The 20,211-nt window shown below is 67.1% G+C and carries 16 protein-coding genes; 10 read left to right on the top strand and 6 right to left on the bottom strand.

The window, feature by feature from the left end:
• Positions 1–194 precede the first annotated feature (194 nt).
• Positions 195–1,379: a GNAT family N-acetyltransferase gene (locus MKK63_RS07450; protein WP_244000202.1), complete on the top strand. Its 1,185-nt coding sequence runs from the start codon at positions 195–197 to the stop codon at positions 1,377–1,379.
• Positions 1,380–1,485: 106 nt separating this feature from the next.
• Here MKK63_RS07450 and MKK63_RS07445 read toward each other — a convergent pair whose 3' ends face one another.
• Complete coding sequence (locus tag MKK63_RS07445; RefSeq protein WP_244000200.1) at positions 1,486–3,696, bottom strand: GumC family protein; 2,211 nt, start codon at positions 3,694–3,696, stop codon at positions 1,486–1,488.
• A gap of 186 nt (positions 3,697–3,882) precedes the next feature.
• Here MKK63_RS07445 and MKK63_RS07440 point away from each other — a divergent pair, with 186 nt between their 5' ends.
• Entirely contained in the window at positions 3,883–4,464 is a 582-nt protein-coding gene (locus MKK63_RS07440) for a polysaccharide biosynthesis/export family protein (RefSeq protein ID WP_243919665.1), read from the top strand.
• Between the two features lie 9 nt (positions 4,465–4,473).
• On the opposite strand, the gene MKK63_RS07435 is transcribed toward MKK63_RS07440, so the two are convergent.
• The gene (locus MKK63_RS07435; RefSeq protein ID WP_244000198.1) at positions 4,474–5,070 is read right to left on the bottom strand and encodes a hypothetical protein; all 597 of its coding nucleotides are present in this window, start codon (positions 5,068–5,070) and stop codon (positions 4,474–4,476) included.
• Positions 5,071–5,276: 206 nt separating this feature from the next.
• The gene (locus tag MKK63_RS07430; protein WP_244000196.1) at positions 5,277–5,525 is read right to left on the bottom strand and encodes a hypothetical protein; all 249 of its coding nucleotides are present in this window, start codon (positions 5,523–5,525) and stop codon (positions 5,277–5,279) included.
• Between the two features lie 229 nt (positions 5,526–5,754).
• On the opposite strand from MKK63_RS07430, the gene MKK63_RS07425 reads away from it, so the two are divergent.
• The gene (locus tag MKK63_RS07425) at positions 5,755–5,970 is read left to right on the top strand and encodes a hypothetical protein (protein ID WP_243919415.1); all 216 of its coding nucleotides are present in this window, start codon (positions 5,755–5,757) and stop codon (positions 5,968–5,970) included.
• Between the two features lie 63 nt (positions 5,971–6,033).
• Here MKK63_RS07425 and MKK63_RS07420 read toward each other — a convergent pair whose 3' ends face one another.
• Both MKK63_RS07420 and MKK63_RS07415 read right to left on the bottom strand, forming a co-directional pair.
• Positions 6,034–7,113, bottom strand: coding sequence for a hypothetical protein (locus MKK63_RS07420; protein WP_244000194.1), 1,080 nt, complete (start codon positions 7,111–7,113; stop codon positions 6,034–6,036).
• Between the two features lie 17 nt (positions 7,114–7,130).
• Positions 7,131–10,151, bottom strand: a complete 3,021-nt coding sequence (locus tag MKK63_RS07415) for a penicillin-binding protein 1A (protein ID WP_244000192.1) — start codon at positions 10,149–10,151, stop codon at positions 7,131–7,133.
• A gap of 154 nt (positions 10,152–10,305) precedes the next feature.
• Here MKK63_RS07415 and MKK63_RS07410 point away from each other — a divergent pair, with 154 nt between their 5' ends.
• From MKK63_RS07410 to MKK63_RS07380, 7 genes are all read left to right on the top strand, one after another.
• Positions 10,306–11,973 (top strand): alpha-amylase family protein, encoded by a 1,668-nt coding sequence (locus tag MKK63_RS07410; RefSeq protein ID WP_244000307.1) that lies wholly within the window; start codon positions 10,306–10,308, stop codon positions 11,971–11,973.
• Positions 11,974–12,040: 67 nt separating this feature from the next.
• Entirely contained in the window at positions 12,041–12,448 is a 408-nt protein-coding gene (locus MKK63_RS07405; RefSeq protein ID WP_244000190.1) for a hypothetical protein, read from the top strand.
• Positions 12,449–12,935: 487 nt separating this feature from the next.
• Positions 12,936–13,580 (top strand): MBL fold metallo-hydrolase, encoded by a 645-nt coding sequence (locus tag MKK63_RS07400; RefSeq protein WP_244000188.1) that lies wholly within the window; start codon positions 12,936–12,938, stop codon positions 13,578–13,580.
• A 5-nt stretch (positions 13,581–13,585) separates the two neighbouring features.
• Positions 13,586–14,548 carry an aldo/keto reductase gene (locus MKK63_RS07395; protein WP_244000186.1) on the top strand — a complete coding sequence of 321 codons (963 nt, stop codon included), beginning with the start codon at positions 13,586–13,588 and terminating at the stop codon, positions 14,546–14,548.
• A 178-nt stretch (positions 14,549–14,726) separates the two neighbouring features.
• Complete coding sequence (gene gyrB / locus MKK63_RS07390; protein WP_244000184.1) at positions 14,727–17,171, top strand: DNA topoisomerase (ATP-hydrolyzing) subunit B; 2,445 nt, start codon at positions 14,727–14,729, stop codon at positions 17,169–17,171.
• Positions 17,172–17,615: 444 nt separating this feature from the next.
• The gene (locus MKK63_RS07385) at positions 17,616–19,001 is read left to right on the top strand and encodes a methyl-accepting chemotaxis protein (RefSeq protein WP_279574549.1); all 1,386 of its coding nucleotides are present in this window, start codon (positions 17,616–17,618) and stop codon (positions 18,999–19,001) included.
• 57 nt (positions 19,002–19,058) lie between these two features.
• The gene (locus MKK63_RS07380) at positions 19,059–19,283 is read left to right on the top strand and encodes a hypothetical protein (protein WP_244000182.1); all 225 of its coding nucleotides are present in this window, start codon (positions 19,059–19,061) and stop codon (positions 19,281–19,283) included.
• A gap of 16 nt (positions 19,284–19,299) precedes the next feature.
• Here MKK63_RS07380 and asd read toward each other — a convergent pair whose 3' ends face one another.
• A complete protein-coding gene (asd, locus tag MKK63_RS07375; RefSeq protein ID WP_244000180.1) occupies positions 19,300–20,205 on the bottom strand; it encodes an archaetidylserine decarboxylase in 906 nt (301 codons plus the stop codon).
• Between the last annotated feature and the right edge of the window lie 6 nt (positions 20,206–20,211).

Here is a 20,211-nt window from a genome sequence, read left to right as displayed (position 1 = left end):
CGGTAAACAAAGTTCGAAGACTGTACGACGGTCAATATGCACGCAACAGGGCGTTAGCCACATCAAGTTTTTGAGCGCCTGCCGACGCGTGAAGTGTCTTACCAGGCCGAGAATTCCACTGCTTGTTCAGCCGCAGGCGGCGAAGGTCTGGACGCGACGGGCGACCGGGCGCGGTCCAGCAAAGGTCAGAGGCAATGGCGGTCGCCCTTCGGGTCACGGATGCGGATAGGGTCGATGCTCCGTCGGTCGGAGCCCTCGCAGCGGAAATTATCGCGGACCCGGCCGCCGCGGAAGCCGTCTGGCGCCAGATCGAGTGCGATCCCGACAGCATTCAGACCCCCTATCAGCGGTTCGACTGGACCATGGCTTACTTGCGCGCGCGCAGTCAGGTCGGCACCGCGCGGATCCTGGTCCTCCGTGATCGGGACGGTCGTCCCCAGATCCTCCTGCCGCTGCTTGTCGAGCGACGGCTCGGCCTGCGCGTCGCCCGGACTGTGGGCGACACCCACGCGAATTATCATCTGCCCCTGTTCGCGAGCCGCGACGCGACGTCGATCCGGGCCGAGGACATATCAGCAGCTCTGACGCGCGCCGCGCGTTCGGCCGGGATCGACGTCTACGCGCTGCAGCATCAACCCCGGTCCTGGGACGGCACGGCGAACCCGTTCGCGACCGGCGGCGAGCCGGAGGCCAGCAATGGCTATGGGCTGACCCTCGAACCCGATCCCGAAGCCACGATGCGACGGGTCTTCAGTGCCGATGCCCGCAAGAAGCTGCGCTCGAAGGAGAAGCGTCTGATCGAGGCGCATGGACCCGTCGTCTATCGCCGCGCCGAGACGGCCGAGGAGGCGAACCGGTTCCTGGCGGCCTTCTACGCTCACAAGGCCATCCGGTTTGCCGCGATGGGCATCGCCGACCCTTACGCCGATCCGTCGATCCAGGCCTTCCTGGCGGCGGCCGCGGCGGGCCCGAATTCGGCGCTGGAGATCCATGCGCTGTGCATCGCCGAGAGTGGTCGGGTGCTGGCGACGTTCGGCGGAGCGGTCAATGCGCAACGCTACAGCGGGATGATGACGGCGTTCGATCCGGATTCCGAAATCGCCCGGTACAGCCCTGGGGATCTGCTGCTGCAACATCTCGTGCGCGAGCAGGCGACCCGTGGTCGCCTCGGCTTCGATCTTGGGGTCGGCGAAGCGCGGTACAAGGCCAGCATCTGCGACGAGACCATCGAACTCGTCGAGAAGATCATCCCGGTGACGCTGGCGGGCCGAACCTACGGGGCGGTCCGGCAGGGTCTCGTGCGCGCCAAGCGCGGGATCAAGCGTGACCCGCGCCTGTATGCTGCGTTTCAGCGGCTGCGGACGTGGCGGCGGGCCTGACCGGATTCGCGTCGGCTGCCCCGCGGTACACGACAGTATCCCGCGGCCGGCTCGTCGGCGATCCCTACCGCCGGGGTCGCCGACGGCCCGGGAACGCTCTCAGCGATCACGCGGCGTTGAGGCGCAGATCGGCGTCGATCGCAGCGCCGGCCGTCGGCCGGTCCTGGGCCACGAGGATCTGCCTGGCACCTGCTTCCTGCGCGGCGGCGTAGAGATCGGCCAAAGCCGGATCCTCCGCCGAGGCGTTCGAGGCGATCACCACCGTATCCATGTAGCCGGCGACGAGATCGAGAAGGTTGTCGGCATCCGCGGTGGCCTTGAGGCAGCAGACCACCCAGTCGTAGGCTTCCGCCATCGCCTCGAAGGTCAGGGTCAGGGCATCCGGCTCCTCGGACAACACAGAGCTCGTGTGCCGCCCGGCCTCGATCACATGCAGGCCGCTGGAGCGATCGGCCTGGATCACGTCGAGGAAGGCGGCCTCGCCGGCCACCAGATCTGTGAAGCCGAGCTTCCCGTCTCCATGTCCGCCGTTCAGCGCGACGGCGACGAGGGTTCCGGCGCCGCCGAGCGCCCGCGTCAAGGCGGTCGAGAGCCCTGCCACACCGTTGGTCCGGCTGGTCTCCAAGATCAGGACGCGCCGGCCGGAGGGTGCGTCGGCGGCGCGCGGAGCGGCCGAGATCCGGGCGATCAGCGGCGCGAGGTCGAATGCCTCCGCGGTGGCTGCGGGCGCCGTTTCCGGAGCCGCCGCCGTAGGCTCCGCTTCAGCGTCGGACGCATCGGACCAACCGGTCGGCGACATGGCCTCCGGGAAGGCGAAGCGTGGCCGATCCAGAACCGGCTCTCGGCGCTGGCGAGCCTCAGCGGGATCGAAAGCCTCGTCCCGATCGGACGCGGACCGGGCGGCATCGGTCAGCAGGGCGCGGGCGATGATGGCACCGATTGAGAGCAGTAGCGTGATCAGGGTCGCGAACGCGACGATCGGCAGCTTCTTCGGGAAGGACGGCACCTCCGGCGTGACCGCGCGCGACACGATGCGCGCATCCGCCGGGGTCGCGGCTTCGCCGTCGCGGGCCGACGCCTCGCGGTAGCGCGACAGGTAGGATTCGAGCTGCTCGCGCTGCGCCTTGGCCTCGCGCTCCAGGGCGCGCAGCTGGATCTCGCTGGAATTGCCGCGGACCACGACGTCCTGCTGGCCGTCCACCGCGGCCTGCAGGCTCTCGACGCGGGCTTCCGCGATCTTGGAATCATTCTCCATCGTGCGAACGATGCGTTCGGCCGAAGCCTTGATCTGAGCGTCGAGATCTTCGAGCTGCGCCTTCAGCTCCTTAATGCGCGGGTGGGCCGGCAGGAGCGTCCGCGATTCAAGGGCGAGCTGCGCCCGCACGGCGATGCGGTTCTCGACGATACGCCGGATGACCTCGTTGTTGGCGACATCCGGGATCTCGAAGGACCGCCCGTCCTTGATCAGATCCTTGATGGCCTTCACCTTGCCGGTGAGATCCGCCTTGAGGATCCGGGCCGCGGAGAGCTGGCTAGACAGCTCGCCGAGCTGCTGTGCGTTGAGCGGCCGGCCTGCGGCGCTTCCGACGAGGCCGTTCTTGGCCCGGAATACCTCAACCTTCGCCTCGGCCTCCGCGACGCGCTTGCGCAGTCCGTCGATATTACCGCCGAGCCACGAGGAAGCGTAGCGGGCTGTGTCGACTTTGTCGGCTTCGAGCGACGCGATGTAGAGCTTTGCGATGGTATTGGCGGCTTCAGCGGCAAGTGCCGCATCCTTCGCGCGGAACTCAATCGTGAGGATGCGCGACTTACCGGCAGGATAAACGAGCAGGTGCTCGAAATAGGCGTCGAGCACCCGATCCTCGGCCGGGCGGTCGAGGGGGTTGGCGCCGATGCCGAGCATCATCAGCACGCGCTGCACCGGACCGATGCTGGTTGCGCCGGGGTCGAATTCAGGATTGCCGACCAGCTTGAGCCGGCGGATCGCCTCCCGGGCGAGATCGCGCGACATTACGACCTGCACTTGGCTCGCCACCGCCTGCTCGTCGATCGGCGCGAGCTGATCGCCCCGCTCCTGCGCGGTGCGGGCGAAGGCCGGGTCGCGGCTCTCGAGGATGAGCTTCGACTCGCCGGTGTAGCGGGGGCTTACGACGTTGACGAAGACTGTGGCACCCAGGGCAACGACGAGCGTCGGGCCGACGATCCAGCCGAGCGAGCGGCCCAGGATGCGCGGCACCTGCGCAAGACCGAGACCGTCCTGGGCGCCGGACAGCGTGCTCGGCAGGGCTTCGGTCGAGCGTTGACGAATACGAGACATGCGGACGCTCTGGGCACGGAGGCAGACCGGCAGCACGTAAAGCCGCCCGCCGGCTAGTAGCGGATATTAAGGTTGCTCAAGAGTTAAAGCCGGGCCGTCCGTGGCAAGACGCTCAGCGGTGACGTTTGATCAGACTTCGTTAACCTTAACAGCTTAGTCCTGGCCTCTACCGCATCCATGACGGCGATGGTGATGAACCGGCGTGCTCTTCTCCTCTCCCTCGGCACGACCCTGGCGCTCGGCGGATGCCTGCGTCCGACCTTCCGGACCGATCAGCTCGATGCGACCGGCACCGGGTCGATTGCCGCCCGCTACACCCTGGCTGCAGGCGACAAGCTGCGGGTAATCGTCTTCGGCCAGGACAACCTGTCGAACATTTATGCGGTCGATGGAGCCGGTCGGATCGCGATGCCGCTGATCGGCGTCGTGCAGGTCGGCGGGCAGACGACCGGGCAGGCGGCCCGCTCGGTCGAGGCCAAGCTCGCCTCCGGCTTCGTGCGAGAGCCGCACGTGACCGTGGAGGTCGACGCCTACCGGCCGTTCTACATCCTGGGCGAGGTCACGACCTCCGGCCAGTACCCGTTCGTGAACGGGATGACGGTCGAGACAGCGGTGGCGATCGCGGCGGGATTCGGCCCGCGCGCGGCACGGGACTACGCCGTCTTGACCCGCGACACGGGCGGCGGGAAGCTGGTCTCCGGCATCGTACCGATGACCTACTCGGTCAGGCCGGGCGACACGATCGTGGTCAAGGAGCGGTTCTTCTGAACCGTCCGATCACTGTCCGTCCCGCCATGGGTTGATCACCCGCATGGCGGTCTTTTCGGTCGGGATCGGCGTCGCGGTCACCGGCACGTTGGCATGCGCCACCATGCGCCCGGCCTCTTGGGCAGGACGCAGGCCTACGGGCGTGAACAGGCCAGCCAGAACCTTGCGCGTTCCCTTGCTGACGAAGCGCGAGCTTTGCGTCGGCTCAAAATCCCGGACAGTATGGCGTTTGTCGGGATCACCGGCGAAGACCTTGGCTCCGGTGTTGAGGACGACGATGTCACCGGGACGGAGCGTTTCGTCCTTCAGCAAGGCCGCGGTCGCTCCCGCCTTCATATCGATCGAGGTCTGACGCGGCGAGATATCCGCCTCTTTCACGCGGATCCTCACCGGCAAAGCGCTGTAGCGAGTCTGCAGGTGGCGGCGGGCCGCGCCGAGGCGCTGGTAGGTGTGCCCGGTGGTCTGGGGCTCAAACGACGGCGCCGGCTGCACCGCTTGGGGCGCTGGGCGTGCACCGAACAGCATTTCCAGGAAGCCCATTTCGGCGGCTTCGGCCTGTGTTCCGCTTCCGACGACCAGTCCAGCGGCAGCGACGACAGCCAGCATGCAACACGTGCGAAGCGTCATAGCGCCCTCTGGAACCGATCCTCGACGTGAGCATCTTACCCTCAACCGCAAGCTGTGCGATTGAGTTCCAAGATTGCCGCACTCCGCAGACTCACTTCGTGATGTTTGAAATATGAGGTCTTCGAGACTTCGGTCGAGGCTATAGACACGCTTGACCGATCGGGCCGGCGTCGCAGTGCGGTTGGTCAGGCCGGAGCGGACTGCTCACCTTCGCCGATGCAATCCAAAGCCCGTTCAACCGCACTTACTGCATCCAGAAGGTTCTGGACGGTGCGTTCGACCTCGCGCGCGGGACGCCCCATAGCGGCGGCGCGTGCGCTCACGTCCTCAAGCTGGTCGAGCAGCTCGAGAAGGTCGCCTGCTACGGTGACGACCTCACAGCGGGCGAGGCGCGCGACGTTTGCGCGGGGACGGAAGGGCAAGACGTTGCTCATCGCCGGTGGTTGTCGCCCGAAAGGCCCCGGATTGGCCAGAGGGTGCCAAGCCCTATCCGCTGCAAACGAACGGCGTGGTGGATTTTCCGTGGCCGCTGCGCATCGGAGGCCGCAGAACCGATTCACGGTTGGCGGTCACTCTTGACGAGGTCTACCTGGGCCTGACGATGGCGGCACTGCCGTTTCTGCATTCAAGGCCGATCATCGGCCGAACCCGTCAGGACCTCCCATGCGCCTCGTCCTTTTGGCCTTCTCCGCGCTCACGATCGGCGGCCTGTGCGCCTGCGCCACCGACGGGCCGGACTCCCGCAGCGGTCTCGCCGAGAGCTTCAACCTCGACAATTACCGGGCCTCCAGCAACACCAACGGCACCCAGACCCGGCGGGATGTGAACCGCGCCTACACGCAGCCGACCCTGCCGACGATCGGCAACCGCGGTATGTAAGTGACGCGTCGCTGCCGCTGGGACGCGGAGGCGACGCGTTCACCGTCCGGCCATCGAAGCCCGTCAGCGCTTCGTCAGCGCGTCCGCGAAGGTGGTGATCCGGTTCCGGGCATAGACCGGCAGCCCGGCACTGATCGACGTGCCGGTGTTGAAGCTCGAATTGCCCATCAGCACCTGGGCGGGCAGGAGGTTCTTCAGCACCGGCACACGGGCGTATTCCGCCTTCCGGTCGAGCACGTCGCCCTTGATGGCGAGCGCCATGTAGGTGGTGACGACCGTCTTGCCCGGGTCATTCGGCATCGGCTGGAACACCGCCAGGAACTTGCCGAAGCGCAGGATCTGGTTGACCCAGAAGATCGTCTGCTCCAGCCCGCCAGTCACCGGCGTATCGATCTTGGTCAGGGCTCGGAGCGGCCCGTCCTGGTCGGGCCCGAGCACCCGCAACTCGCTCTGGAACGAGACATATTCGGCGATCTTCTTGGCCGAACCTTCCTCCAGCTTGTTGGCGAGCTTCACGCCGAGCGGCAGCTTGCCCTCCAGATCGTAACGCGACTCGATGCAGGCACCGGCGCCCTCGCACCAGGGCCGATCGGGCCGCTTGGCGAAGGCGGCGGCCGGATCCTTGTTGGGCGTCACCTCGGCGGAGGAGACGGCGCGGTGCTTGATCGCCGGATCCATCTTCTGAACGAAGGCGAGGTTGGCGTAGGATGCGCTGTCGATCGACTCGGGCGGCCGAGGAACGACGAACCGGCCCTCGGCCACGTAGATCTTGAGGGTCTCGTGCCGCGGCTTGGTCACGCCGTTCACCGTGACGGTGTAGTCGGGCTCCTTGTAGCCGGGGTAGGGAGCGAGCACCGCCGCCTCGGCCGGACGCGCCTTCTGCCAGTCGAGATACGGAATCAGCCCGTTCTCCGGGGCCGTCGGCTTGTCGCGATGGTCAGTGAACAGGATCTGGCCCGGCTTGATCGTCGCCGGATCGACGGCCGTGACCGACGGCACCTCCTTGATCCGGTCGGCCGCGGGGGCCGGCGCGGTGTTGGCGGCGGGCGTCTGCGCGCGGGCCGGGATCGCGGCCAGCAGCGCAAGGGCAAAAGCCGCGGGGACTCGGGCGGCGGGAAGCTGCATTCGCAACGGGTGTCTCATCTTACGGGGGAGGGCGGTCAGAAGCCGGACTCTTCGCCGAACAGGTAGTCCGGATCGCGGCGGCGGGGCCTGCGAACGCCGTCATCCCCGAACGGCGAGCGTGCGGCCTGGCCCGGCCACGGCCTGTACGGGTCCTGGCCGGACGGATCCAGATCCCCCTGCGCACGGCGGCTGCGCGGCGGCGGACGGTCTCCGAACGGGTCGAGCGGATCCGCGGGCGCACGCTCGCCGGTCATGGTGCCGTAATAGTCGCCCGCCACGCTCGCACCGTCCTCGGCACCGCCCAGGTCGCCATCCTCGGCGTCCGGCCGCATCGCGTAGAGCGTCTCGCGCGGGACGAGGCGGTATTGGGTATCGGCCATCCTGCCGTCGCCGCTGGTGCGGAAATGCTCGATAAAGCCGCCGCCCGCGACCCGGACACCGCTGCGCGGATCGATCGCCAAATCGGCGATGAACGGCCGCGCCTCGGACGTAGGCCCCTTCAGCGGCGTCTTCGGCACGCCGTTGGCCCAGGCCGCCTGCAGGATCGCCGAGGCGATCGGAACCGAGACATGGCCACCGGTCTGGCCGCGTCCAAGCGTTTTACGGCTGCCGTCGGCATTGTCGTAGCCGACCCAGACCACCACCGAAATCTCGTTGGTCAGACCCGCGAACCACGCATCGTTCTCGTTCTCCGACGTGCCGGTCTTGCCGGCCACGTAGGCCGAGACCTTCGACAACGCCGCAGCGGTGCCGTGCTGGGTGACGCCCTGGAGCATGGTCTTGAGCTGGTAGAATGAGACCCGGTCGGCCGAGCCGATCCGAACTGGTTCGCGCGCCGCATGCGTGTACAGCGACTTACCGTCCCGCTCGACCGATTCGAGGGCATAAGGTGTCGGCCGCGCCCCCTCGTTGGCCACCGCCGCGTAGAAGGCCGCAAGGTCGAGCATCCGTACCGGCTGCGCGCCCAGGACAAAGGGGTAATAGGGTTCGCACTCGGCGTAGATCTGCGCTTCGAGGGCGATGTCGCAGACGCGCTTGAGGCTTGCCGGCGCCTTCGGGGCGATACCACCCTGTAGGAGGCGGGCAGTCACCAGATTCTTGGAGAATTCCAACCCGCGCCGGAGCGTCGTGGGGCCAGAGCCGCCGCCCTCGTAGTTCTTCGGAGACCAGGAATCGCCGGTCCCGTTGATCGGCGGAAGGGTGACGGGCGAATCCATCACCAGCGTGTTCGGCTGCAGGCCGGCATTGAGGGCAGCGAGATAGGTCAACGGCTTGAGGGTCGAACCCGGCTGGCGCACCGTCTGCGTGACGCGGTTGAGCTGGCTCAGCGGGTAGGAGAAGCCCCCCGCCATGGCGAGGATCCGGCCGGTCTGATTCTCGATGACCACAGCCGCCCCCTGGACGGTCGGCCGGACGCGGAGCTGCGCATGCGCGCCGCCCTTGCCCTGCGTGACCTTCACACGCACCACGTCGTAGAGCTGCAGCTTGCCGCGGGCGATCCCGGCATCGAGGGTGGCTGTGCGGCCGTCGGCGAGCCCGACTTTGAGGCCGCCGCGCCCCGTCTCCAGCACGATGGCCATCGGCCAGCGCACGTCGTAGAGCACCGGTCGCGCGCTCTCCAGCGCGAGCAGCCAAGCCGGTTTCCGCTGCGGCGTCACCGCTACCTTCGGTGTCCGCGGGCTCCTGGCGTCCGGCTTGACGGGATCCGCCCGGGCCCCGGTGACCGAGGGGGCCGATTGCGGCGATGCCTCAGGGGCCGGCGTCGCGGCCTGGATGCGGCGGACGCTGTCGGCGAGGTTGAGCTCAGGGCCGGTAAAGGCTTGGCGGCCGGTGGAACGCTCGTAATTGGCGAGACCGTCCTGCAGCGCCTCCTCGACGGCGCGCTGCAGGCCGGCATTGATCGTCGAGCGCACTGTGAACGAGCCGGTGGTGAGGGAATCGACGCCCGCGAAAGTCCGGGCCTCGCGATTGAGGAAATCGACCGCGTAGAACCCGGAATCGCGTCGCGCGGTCTCGATCGACTTCAAGCCGAGATCCGACTTGATCGCGGCATTCATCTCAGCCTCGGTGATGGTGCCCTCTTCCTTCAGGCGCGACAGCACGTAGGCCCGGCGCTCCCGCGCCCGCTCGGGGTACTTGTCGGGGCTGTAGAAGTTCGGGCCCTTGGGCATGCCGGCGAGCAGGGCTGCCTCCGGCAGGGTGAGCTGGCCGACCGGCTTTCCGAAATAGCTCTCCGCCGCCATTTCGATGCCGTAGGCGCCGCGGCCGAGATAGATGCCGTTGAGATACAAGCCGAGGATCTGCGGCTTGGCGAGGATCCGCTCGAGTCGCAAGGCGACGATCATCTCGCGGATCTTGCGCTCGTAGGTGACATCGTCGCCCACGGAGAAGTTCTTGACCACCTGCTGGGTGATGGTCGAGCCGCCGGCGGGCCGGCCCGGCGAGGCGAGGTTGCCGATAAAGGCGCGGATCACGCCGCGTTCGTCGATGCCGTGATGACTCTCGAAGCGCTTGTCCTCGGCGGCGATAAAGGCCTTCTGTACCAACGGCGGTACCGCCGAGATCGGTACCACGACGCGTCGCCCGTTCGGCTCGGACGCCTCGGCGAAGGGTTTTCCCGCGCCGTCGAGGATCCGGGTCATGCCGGGCAGGGCCTTGTCGCGCAGGGTCTCGGCGCTGGGCAGGTCTTTGACGGCGTTGTCGTAGAATTCGATCACCGCCTTCGCATCGAAGGGGGAATTGGGCGGGTTCTCACCCTTGCAGAATTGCTTGTAGCTGACGTTCAGCTCGTTGATATCGAGCCCGTGCAGGATCTTCGGCGCGGATGGGCCGGCGACCGTCGTCGGATCCTCCATCGCGGTGGAGATCAGGTCGTCGAGGTTGATATCCTCGATGTCGAAGCTCTTGCGCATGTGGGCGCAGCCGTCGCGCAGCAGCCGTATGACCTCCGGTCCGTCGGTGGCCGGATCGAAGCGGGTACGGACCGCATCCGGGTGGGTCGTGACCTGGCTGAGCGTCAGGGCAGTCGCGAACAGCTTGATCAGGATGGCGTTCATGCAGGCTGGGTTCGGGGACGCAACGGGTGCGCCGGACCGTCCGGGCACGCGTCTGAACAGGGCGTGCACAACGCGGCTGATTTAAGGACGCGCCGAACGGCAACGCTTTGGGCCGGCCCCACGTTCTGAAGGCGCGACGATGCCGGGGGGCAGTATGATCAACGACCTGTGGTACAAGAACGCCGTCATCTACTGCCTCTCCGTCGGAACCTTTATGGATGCCAACGGCGACGGTGTCGGCGATTTCGCCGGGCTCGAACGCCGCCTCGACTACATCCAGGGCCTGGGCGCCACCGCGGTCTGGCTGATGCCGTTCCAGCCCTCGCCCAAGAAGGATGGTGGCTACGACATCGCCGATTATTACGGCGTCGATCCCGCCTACGGCTCGCTCGGCGACTTCGTGGCCTTCACGCACGCGGCCAAGCAGCGTGGCCTGCGGGTGCTGATCGACCTCGTGGTCAACCACACCTCGGACCAGCATCCCTGGTTCCAGGCGGCCCGATCCGACCCGAACTCGCCGTTCCGAGACTGGTACGTCTGGTCGGACAAGCGGCCCGCCACCGCCGACGAGGGCATGGTCTTCCCGGGCGTACAGGACACGACCTGGACCTACGATTCGAAGGCCAAGGCCTGGTACTTCCACCGGTTCTTCAACTTCCAGCCGGATCTGAACACCGCCAACCCCGCGGTGCTGGCCGAGATCCTGAAGATCATGGGCTTCTGGATCCAGCTCGGTGTGTCGGGCTTTCGGATGGACGCGGCGCCCTTCGTCATCGCCGAGAAGGGCGCGGAAGTCGGCGGCAAACCGCGCGAGCAGTTCGACATGCTGCGCGACTTCCGGGAATTCCTGCAATGGCGCCAGGGCGACGCCATCATCCTGGCCGAGGCCAACATCCTGCCGAAACAGGATTTCGACTATTTCGGCGACGACGCCGACCGCATGCACATGATGTTCAACTTCCAGGTCAATCAGGCGAGCTTCTACGCTCTCGCGGCGCACGACGCGCGTCCCTTGCTCAAGGCGATCGAGAAGACGAAGCCCCGCCCGCTCTCGTGCCAGTGGGGCATCTTCCTGCGCAACCACGACGAGCTCGACCTCGGCCGCCTCAGCGAGGCGCAGCGGGAGGCCGTGTTCGCGGAATTCGGTCCCGAGAAGGGCATGCAGCTCTACGATCGGGGCATCCGCCGCCGCTTTGCGCCGATGCTGTCCGGCGACCCACGGCGCATCCGGATGGCCTACTCGCTGATGTTCACCCTCCCCGGGACACCGGTGCTGCGCTACGGTGACGAGATAGGCATGGGCGACGACCTCACCCTGAAGGAGCGCGACTGCGCCCGCACGCCGATGCAGTGGACCGGCGAGCACCAGGGTGGGTTCTCGCAGTCAGACACCACCGTGCTCCCGGTGATCGACCACGGCCCTTACGGCTACGCCCATGTCAACGTCGCCGACCAGCGCCACGAGCGGGATTCGCTGCTCAACTGGATGCAGAGCATCATCCGCCAGCGCAAGGAGACCCCGGAGATCGGCTGGGGCGACGTCGTCGCGGTGCCGACGGGCCGAAGCTCGGTGCTGGCCCTGCGTTATGAATGGCGCGGCAACGCGGTCCTCTGCATCCACAATCTCGCGGCGGAGCCGGTGGAGATCGCGCTCGAATCAGGCAACCCGGATCCGGAGCACGACGTGCTGGTCGACGTGCTCACCGGGTCACGCAGCGAGGTCCGGGACGACGGCACGCATTGCCTGTTCCTGGAGGGGTACGGCTATCACTGGTTCCGCGTCGGCGGGCTCGACGCGCTCCTGAAGCGGCGTCCGGCATGAAGGAGGTCCGATCACGCCTCGCGCTCAGCCGGCCGAACCGGTAGGACACGCCGGAGCAAGGTGAACCATGGCCCGGACGAAGCCTTACCCCCCGGACGCGACGATCGCGGACATCCTGCCCGACCTCCCCGACGGCGAAGCCTATCTTCGGCAGGTGCTGGTCACGATGCGGATGTGCCAGAAGCATTACGGCGACGCCTGGGTCCGGATCGGCGTCTCCGGCAAGGCCGCTCCGCCTTCCTATCGGATCGACCGGTCCGATCCGACCTCCGATGGGGTGGAACGGGTGCTGTTCGGAGCCTATGGCGGCAAGTCCCACGACCGCTTCACGCAGACGAACACCGCCGAGACGTGGTGGAGCAGCCGGGCGCTGGGCATGGCCGAGATGCTGAAGCTTCAGGACGGCTTCCGCCGGCCGCAGGGCGGGGCGGACGCACGCGTGGTCTCGGGTGCCGAAGGCGGCTCCGGGTCTTGACGCCCCGGTTGTAGGCTACCGGCTGCCGCAAGGCCGGTCTTCGTAAGGGGGGCGACCGGCCTCGATCCCGCGCAATCCGCGTGCGAAAACCTGCGCGTCGGCTTGGGACGGGGCCGTGTAGCGCCGATGGGAGAACAGCGCCACCTCCGGAGATGCGCGGATTCACACATTCGGCTTGGGATCATCGCGCGGTCGCCATATGGGGCGGCCCGGCTGGCACATGCACCCTCCCTCCCCCCTTTGCGGGGGAGGGTGGCCCCTGCGTCAGCATGGGTCGGGAGAGGGGAGCGCGGCTTCCGAAAGAGACGCGACCTTCAAGACGGGCACAGCCACATCCTGCCCCGTCGCTCCCCTCTCCCGACCCCCTTCGGGGGCCACCCTCCCCCGCAGAGGGGGGAGGGAGAGGTGCGGAGGTGCCGCAGCGCCTCTTCTGCGCTAGAACCCCTCCACGAGCGCCGAAGCCGGCGCGGCCAACCCGCGGAACTCCATGCCAGGTACGCCCCGCGCCGGGATCATCCCGGTCACGCCCTTCCAGCAGAATTGCACCCTGATCTGGGACGAAGCCACCAAGATCGGCGCCGTGGTCGATCCCGGCGGCGACCTCGACCGGATCGAGGCGGCGATCCGTGAGCAGGGCGTGCAGGTGGAAAAAATCCTGCTGACCCACGGCCATGTCGATCACGCGGCCGGCGCCGACGAGCTGCGCGAGCGCCTCGGCGTGCCGGTGGAGGGCCCGCATCTGGCAGACAAGTTCCTCCTCGATTCCCTGCCGGAGACGGCGGCCAATTACGGGCTCGGTGAGGCTCGGGCCGTAACGCCGGACCGTTGGCTCGACGAGGGCGACGCCGTGACCGTGGGCGGCCTCGATTTCGACATCCTTCATTGCCCGGGCCACTCCCCCGGCAGCGTAGTGTTCGTCAGCCGGGACGCGCGCTTCGCCCTTGTGGGCGACGTGGTGTTCAAGGGCTCGGTCGGCCGCACCGACCTGCCGGGCGGCAACCACGATCAGCTCATCCGGGCGATCAAGGAGAAGGTGCTGCCGCTCGGCGACGACATCGCCTTCATCCCGGGCCACGGCCCGACCAGCACGCTCGGCGAGGAGCGCGTTTCCAACCCGTTCCTGCAGGATTGACCGCCATGGACAAGCGCCGCATCGGCCGCTCCGACCTCACGGTCGCGCCCTTCTGCCTTGGTGGCAACGTCTTCGGCTGGACCGCCGACGAGGCGACGTCTTTCGCGATCCTCGACCGGTTCGTCGAACGCGGCTTCGACTTCATCGACACCGCCAACGTCTATTCCCGCTGGGCTCCGGGCCACGCCGGCGGCGAATCCGAGACGGTGATCGGGCGTTGGTTCGCGGCCCGCCCAGGTGCGCGGGACCGGGTCGTGCTGGCCACCAAGGTCGGCATGGATATGGGCGAGGCCGGGAAGGGCCTGTCGGCGCAGCATATCGAGCAGGCTTGCGAGGCATCGCTGCGGCGGCTGCAAACCGACCGGATCGATCTCTACCAGTCCCATCTCGACGATGCCGAGGTTCCGCTGGAGGAAACCTTGCGCGCCTGCGAGCGTCTGATCGCGGCCGGCAAGGTCCGGGCGATCGGGGCGTCGAATTATGGCGCCGGGCGGCTCAAGGAGGCGTTGACGCTCTCGGCCAAGGCGGGCCTGCCACGCTACGAATGCCTCCAGCCCGATTATAGCCTCGCCGAGCGCGGCTACGAAGCCGAGCTGGAGCCCCTGTGCCGGGCCGAGCAGGTCGGCGTGATCGGCTATTTCTCGTTGGCGGCGGGCTTCCTCACCGGCAAGTATCGCTCCGCTCAGGACGCTGCCGGCCGGGCCCGGGAGAACCGGGTCGCCAAGTACCTCAACCCGCGGGGCTTCGCGTTGCTCGATGCGCTCGATTCGGTTGCAGCCGCGCACGGGGCGAGCCCGGCGCAGGTGGCGCTGGCCTGGATCATCGCCCGGCCAGGCATCACTGCGCCGATCGCCAGTGCCACCACGGTGGCGCAGCTCGACGAGTTGTTGGGTGCGGCCGGGCTGACGCTGTCGGCAGAGTCCGTTGCCCGGCTCGACGCGGCCAGTGCGGGCGGGATCGAGGGCTAACGCGGCGTTAAGCCGGGGGCCTCAGAAAAGACGGACCGGTCCCACCACGAGCGCGCAAAAATCGTGCAAACTCAAGGTGGAACCCCTATATTGCGTAGACCGAGTGAGAGTTCAGGCGTGGGCGCCTGACGGCGCGAGACCCTCCGTCGCGTCAAGGCCCGCCTGCCCGAGGAAGTACATGGCCGACACCCCCCAATCCGAGCACGCCGATTACGGCGCGGAATCGATCCGCGTGCTGAAGGGCCTCGACGCCGTCCGCAAGCGCCCCGGCATGTACATTGGCGATACCGACGACGGCTCGGGTCTCCACCACATGGTCTATGAGGTGGTGGACAACGCCATCGACGAGGCGCTCGCGGGCCATGCCGATCTCGTCACCGTCACCCTCAACGCGGACGGGTCTGTGACGGTCTCCGACAATGGCCGCGGCATCCCGGTCGACATCCACAAGGAAGAGGGCGTCTCGGCGGCCGAGGTCATCATGACCCAGCTGCACGCGGGCGGGAAGTTCGACCAGAATTCTTACAAGGTCTCCGGCGGCCTGCACGGCGTCGGCGTCTCGGTGGTGAACGCTCTGTCGTCGTGGCTCAAGTTGCGCGTCTGGCGCAACGACAAGGAGCACGCGATGGAGTTCCGCCACGGCGATGCCGTGGCACCGCTCGGGGTGGTTGGGCCTGGCAACGGCCGGCGCGGCACGGAAGTCACCTTCCTGCCCTCGACCAACACCTTCACGATGATCGAGTTCGATTACGGGACGCTGGAGAAGCGCCTGCGCGAACTCGCCTTCCTCAATTCGGGGGTGCGCATCGTCCTGACCGACGGTCGCCATGCCGAGAAGAAGCGCGAGGAACTGTACTACGAGGGCGGCATCGAGGCGTTCGTGCGCTACCTCGACCGCTCCCGCAAGCCGATCGACGGGATCAGCAATCCCGTGGTCGTCTGCTCAGAACGCGATGGGATCCGCGTCGAAGTCGCGTTCTGGTGGAACGACTCGTTCAACGAGACGGTCCTGCCCTTCACCAACAACATCCCGCAGCGGGATGGCGGCACCCACATGGCGGGTTTCCGCGCCGCGCTGACCCGCCAGATCACCGGCTACGCCGATTCCTCAGGCGTGTCCAAGCGGGAGAAGGTCTCGCTCACCGGCGAGGATTGCCGCGAGGGGCTGACCGCGGTCATCTCCGTACAGGTGCCGGATCCGAAATTCTCGTCGCAGACCAAGGACAAGCTTGTCTCCTCCGAGGTCCGGCCCGCGGTGGAGAACGTGCTCAACGAGGGTCTCTCGACCTGGCTCGAAGAGAACCCGCAGCAGGCCCGCTCGGTGATGGGCAAGGTCGTGCTGGCGGCCTCCGCCCGCGAGGCGGCCCGCAAGGCGCGCGAGACCGTGACCCGCAAGGGCGCGCTCGATATCGCCTCGCTCCCCGGCAAGCTCGCCGATTGCCAGGAGCGCGACCCAACCAAGTGCGAGATCCTGCTGGTCGAGGGTGACTCCGCCGGCGGCTCGGCCAAGCAGGGCCGCGACCGGACCTTCCAGGCGGTACTGCCGCTCCGCGGCAAGATCCTGAACGTCGAGCGTGTGCGCGCCGACCGGATGCTGTCCTCGGCCGAGATCGGGACGCTCATCACGGCGCTCGGCGCCGGGATCGGGCGCTCCTCCACGGATCGCGAAGGCTTCAATCCTGAGAAGCTGCGCTACCACCGCATCATCATCATGACCGATGCGGATGTGGACGGCTCTCACATCCGGACCCTGCTGCTGACCTTCTTCTTCCGGCAGATGCCGGAGCTGATCGATCGCGGCCACCTCTACATCGCGCAGCCGCCCCTCTACAAAGCCGAGCGCGGGCGCCGGGCGATCTACCTGAAGGACGAGCGTGCCCTTGAGGATTACCTGATCGATCAGGGCACCGACGGTGCGATCCTGCGGCTCTCCACCGGCGCAGAATTCGCCGGACCTCAGCTCAAGAGCCTCGTCGAAGAGGCGCGCACCTTCCGGAACATCCTACAGGGCCTGCACACGCGCTACGATCGTTCGGTGGTCGAGCAGGCGGTGCTGGCCGGTGCGTTCGATGCCGAGGTCGCAGACAATCCGGGCGAAGCGGAGGTGCTGGCCGACGTGACCGCGCGCCGCCTCGACGCCATCGCGGACGAGACCGAGCGCGGCTGGCAGGGTGAAGCCTTCGAGGGCGGCTACCGCTTGAGCCGGACGCTGCGCGGCGTCCGGCAGGTGGCAACGCTGGATGCCGGCCTCATCGCGTCCCAAGAGGCTCGCCGCCTGTCCGAGCGGGCGGACGCCTTCCGCGAGATCTACGGCGAGCCCGCCACGCTGATGCGCAAGGCCGATGAGACCGTCCTGCACGGTCCGGTCGCCCTGTTCGAGGCGGTGATGGCCTTCGGCCGCAAGGGCTTGCAGCTCCAGCGCTACAAGGGCCTCGGCGAGATGACCGCCCAGCAGCTCTGGGAGACGACGCTGGACCGCGAAGTCCGCTCGTTGCTGCAGGTCAAGGTTAAGGACGTCACCGATGCCGACGACCTGTTCGTCAAGCTGATGGGCGATGTCGTGGAACCGCGGCGCGAGTTCATTCAGGAGAATGCGCTGAGCGTCGCCAACCTCGACGTATAGACCGGCGCCGACCGCGCCGAGCACGCGAGCCGCCGGCCCCTGAACGGGGCCGGCGGCTCGTTGCGTTTCGGAAGTCGTCATTCGTCCGCGGGCAGCGTGACGCACGAGGCCGTCGCGGCAGACGAATCGGTAATCGAACCTCATCCAAAAGCGCGTCCCCGTCTTTCGGAAAAGACGATCTCCGATCAAAAATTCGAGAGCCGTTGATCGGATCCGATATCCGATTCGCTCGCATCAAAAATCTTCAGCAAAACCAGATCTCCAATTGACTATCGTTGCGCGCGATCGACCAAATTGAATTCCTTTTGCCTAAAATCAGTCCGTACATCATCTGAGATATCGAATTATTACCGACATCGAAGTATGACACTTGAGTTTCTTTTGCAAAGCACTAGGATGTCAAAGATTTTGAGAAATTGCGCACCCTAGGACTTGTCCCTTCAAATGAAAATTTCGATCAAAGTGCGACTCATCGCACTCCTCGTCATGCTTGGCACTCTACTTCTTGGTTCCGCGGCGCTCGGCAATTTTGCGCTCCGCAGCAGCGACAGAAGCCTTCATACGATTGTCGAGGACCGAATTTTACCGCTCAGCCAGTTCAGCACGTTCCGGGACGCCTACGACGCCATGCTCGTCGTCCTGCGGTCCATCGATAAAGCAACGACGGACAGGACCGAGGCAGCCGCAATCCTGGAACGGCAACTTGCACGCTCCAAGCAGGTCTGGTCCGAATACTTGGTCACCTACCTGACACCGGAAGAGGAGCGCCTCGTCGAAGCCCTAAAGCCGCATCTTGAGCGGGACGCGGTCATCCTCCACGATCTGAGCCGCAGTCTGAAGGCGCAGGATACCGCCGCGACCGCATCCGCCACGGCCGAGTTGCTTCAGGCTATGACAGTGACGATGGCGGGGGTGACGAAGCTCAGCGACTTGCAAGTCAGCGAGGCGCGCGCGGAGTTCGAGCGCGCGGAAGCCTTGGCGGACATCCTGCGCATCCTGCAACTCGCGGCGCTGCTTATCGCCGTGGTCGCGGTCGCATATGGAGTCAGGGTGATCCTCGGTCAGGTCACACGACCCATCAAGGAGACCACGTTGACGATGGGTCGCCTTGCCTCCGGCGACCTCGACACGCAGGTGATCGGCGCCGAACGGTCCGATGAGATCGGCGCCATGGCAAAGGCCCTCGAAATCTTCCGCGAGGCGCTGATCGCCAAGCGCGTGGCCGATGAGGCGGCCGTGCAGGATCTCGCGGACAAAGCCCGCCGGGCGGAGGTCCTGGATGGGGCGACACGGGCGTTCCGGTCTCAGGTCGAACGCATGACGCAAACGCTGACGAGCGCAGCGGACGAGATGCAGGCGACGGCCCGATCAATGAGCCGCAATGCCGATCAGACCGCCGCCCAATCCGCTACGGTCTCGTCGGCGGCCGAACAGACCTCGGCCAACGTCCAGACCGTCGCCGCGGCGAGCGAGGAGTTGTCGACCTCGATCGCCGAGATCAACAGTCAGATCACGCGGTCCTCCGAAATGGCCGAACGCGCCGCAACGACCGCCAATGAGACCAACACACTGGTCATGGGTCTGGCCGAGGGCGCCGAGCGGATCGGAGCCGTGATCGGCCTCATCTCGGGTATCGCTGCGCAGACGAACCTGCTGGCACTGAACGCCACGATCGAGGCGGCCCGGGCCGGCGAGGCCGGCCGGGGTTTCGCCGTGGTCGCCGCGGAGGTCAAGGAACTCGCCAACCAAACAGCGAAGGCCACCGAGACGATCTCAGGCCAAGTGAATGCCATTCAGGGCGAAACGACCCGCGCCGTGGACGCCATCTAGGCTATCACCGCCACGGTCCTCGATCTGCGGACCATCGCGGTCGGCGTGGCGGCCGCGATGGAAGAGCAGGGGGCCGTTACGCAGGAGATCGTGCGCAGCGCCAGCGAAGCGGCCGGTGGGACGCAGGCGGTGACGGTCAACATCGGAGCGGTCACGCACGCCGCCGCCGAGACCGGCACCGCCGCGACCCAGGTTCTGACGGCCGCGACCGAACTGTCGCGGCAGTCGGATGCACTGAGCGCCGCCGTGGCGGACTATCTCGCAACCGTCCAGGCGGCCTGACCGACAGCGGGGCCCGTCACTCGGGCCTCGCTGCCGCGGGCAGGCGCATCAGCGGCTCGCCCATGCGCAGGCTTCGGCCCTCGGTCAACCCGGGCAGGAGCGTGAAGCCCTCCGGTGCCAGCACCACGATGGTCGAACCGTGCTCGAACCAGCCCATCTCGTCCCCCTTGGCGAGGCGGGTCGTGCAGGGCAAGGTCCGGCCGCCCGTCCCGCGCAGGACCCTGCCCTCCGGCAGGAAGCCGAGGCGCAGGCCTGCCACCAGGATCGCCGCGACCGGCACGAGCGTGACCGCGTGCCCCGCCTCCGTCACGCGCAGCCGCAGGACAGCACGCTCATTGCGGCAGAACAGGTTTTCGACGCGCTTCAGCGCGATCGGGTTCACGTTCCACGTGTCGCCCCAGATGTGCCGGACCGATTCGACCCGCGCGTCGTGGGGCGCGTGGAAGCGGTGATACATCCCGGCGGTCAAGCGTAGGGTGGCGTAGGTGCCGCCCTCGTGCGCGTCGGCGAGCTGCGCATCGCCCCCGAGCAGGTCCACCAGGCGATAGGACAGACCCTTGATCTGAAACAGGCGCCCCGCCTCGATCCGGCCGTGGGCGCCGAGGATCGCGTCGCTCGGGCTGGTGAGGATGGTGGGATCGGCCTCGACTGGCCGGGCCCCGGGCCGGAGCGTCCGGATGAAAGCCGCGTGGAGGCTCGGAAAACACGTCTCGCGGGCGTCGGAGAGGTCCACGTCGCAGAACAGGCGCCAGGTGGCGATCGAGAAGTCGCGCACCAGCGGCTGCTCGATGCGGCTGAACCAGCCCATGAACCGGGTGGCGAGCCGGCGCGGCAGCCGGTTGGTCAGCAGGAAGTTCAGGTCCTCCTGGGCGCCGACCCGTGCCAGGGCCCGCCGCAGCGGCGATCCGGAAACCGTCATCATGCCGTG

The sequence above is a fragment of the Methylobacterium sp. J-088 genome (assembly GCF_022829295.1).
Lineage (GTDB): Bacteria > Pseudomonadota > Alphaproteobacteria > Rhizobiales > Beijerinckiaceae > Methylobacterium.
Note: the sequence above shows the minus strand (reverse complement) of the source record. Positions and strands in the feature narration are given on the sequence as shown.